We start from the raw sequence: 1,336 nt of genomic DNA, 5'->3' as shown, positions 1-1,336 counted from the left end.
CCCACCCCCCGCCGCTCCAGCAAGGAGGCCACCAACTCATAGACCGTGGACTTGGGACTGCCAATGCCCTTGGCGATATCGTTGGGCCGCAGCGGCTGGCCGATCTCCTTGAGGAAATCGAGAATATCGAACGCCCGATCCAGGCCCTTGGCCCGGCGCTTGATGTTGTCTTCGCTCATCTACCCGCGCCCCCTCTATCGACCCGTAGGAGCCGGCTTGCCGGCGAAAAGGCCCTCAAGCCTTGTGCCGCTCCTCACGGGCGCCTTCGCTGGCAAGCCAGCTCCTACAGGCCAGCTCCTACAGACCGTGGCCATCAGGCCTTCTTCTTGTACGCCACACAATCGATCTCGACCTTGCAGTCCACCATCATGCTGGCCTGCACACAGGCCCGGGCCGGCGCGTGTTCGGGTTTGAAGTACTCACCAAAGACCTTGTTGAAACTCCAGAAATCCCGCGGGTCTTCCAGCCACACGCCAACCCGCACCACGTCCTCCAGGCCGTACCCGGCCTCTTCGAGAATGGCCACCAGATTGCGCAGCGTCTGATGCGTCTGCTCGACGATCCCACCGTGAATGATCTCGCCATCCAGCGCCGGCACCTGGCCGGACACATGCAGCCAGCCATCGGCTTCGACGGCGCGAGCGAAAGGACGCGGCTGGCCACCGCCTGCGGTGCTGCCGGTGCCGTAACGGGTGATGCTCATGAGAGGTTCTCCTGGTTGAAGGTGGGCCATCTTGATGGCCATGCCCAAGAACGCTGTCCAACTCACCGTGCGTTGCTGCGCAGTCAATACTGCAGAAAACAGCGATGGCCTGGAAAACGCTAAGGCTCTAAACAAAAAAACTCCGCCTCAAAATATTCCGCTACAACGGAATAAAATATGAAATAACGGAATAGGCGCCAGAGTGTGCCATGGAGAACAAAGGAGATGACAGGGGGATGGCAAAACTTTCCAGGAATGGGCCATCCCGTCGCCTTGATCAACCCTCAAGCTCCTTTGCTTGACCTGCTGACCTGCTGACCTGCTGACCTGCTGACCTACGCCAGCCTGCGCCATGACCAGCAGCAATGCCGATCACCTCGACCTGAAGCGCTTCTCTAGCGTGACGACCTTGTTGTTACACAATGGCTGCGATGTGTTGCGAGTCACGGAGCAACAAGCACTGCAACTGCCGAAGCCGACTTGCCGGAGATGAGGCCCGCAAGACATGCAGCGTCTGGACCGACGCCTTCGCTGGCAAGCCAGCTCCTACACGAGGGGCGCGACACACCGCCCCAGCTCCAGCTTCAGGCCGGCCGCAAGGCCGCCGTCGCGCTCTTGATTTTGATCTTGATC

2 protein-coding genes are annotated in these 1,336 nt (G+C 60.2%); both read right to left on the bottom strand.

Going from position 1 to position 1,336, the window contains the following annotated elements; translation table 11 throughout:
- On the bottom strand, positions 1-179 hold a 179-nt coding region (locus BLX41_RS36930; protein ID WP_259745490.1), incomplete at its 3' end, for a helix-turn-helix domain-containing protein.
- 134 nt (positions 180-313) lie between these two features.
- Positions 314-703, bottom strand: coding sequence for a RidA family protein (locus BLX41_RS32260; protein ID WP_011061860.1), 390 nt, complete (start codon positions 701-703; stop codon positions 314-316).
- Between the last annotated feature and the right edge of the window lie 633 nt (positions 704-1,336).

The organism is Pseudomonas protegens, from assembly GCF_003732485.1.
GTDB classification, from domain to species: Bacteria; Pseudomonadota; Gammaproteobacteria; order Pseudomonadales; family Pseudomonadaceae; genus Aquipseudomonas; species Aquipseudomonas protegens_B.
The sequence above is the reverse complement of the archived record's forward strand: the minus strand, read 5'-3'. Positions and strand labels throughout refer to the sequence as shown.

Bases quoted from the DNA above. Each gene is read 5' to 3' on its own strand.
- BLX41_RS32260 (WP_011061860.1), bottom strand. From the start codon at position 703: ATGAGCATCACCCGTTACGGCACCGGCAGCACCGCAGGCGGTGGCCAG.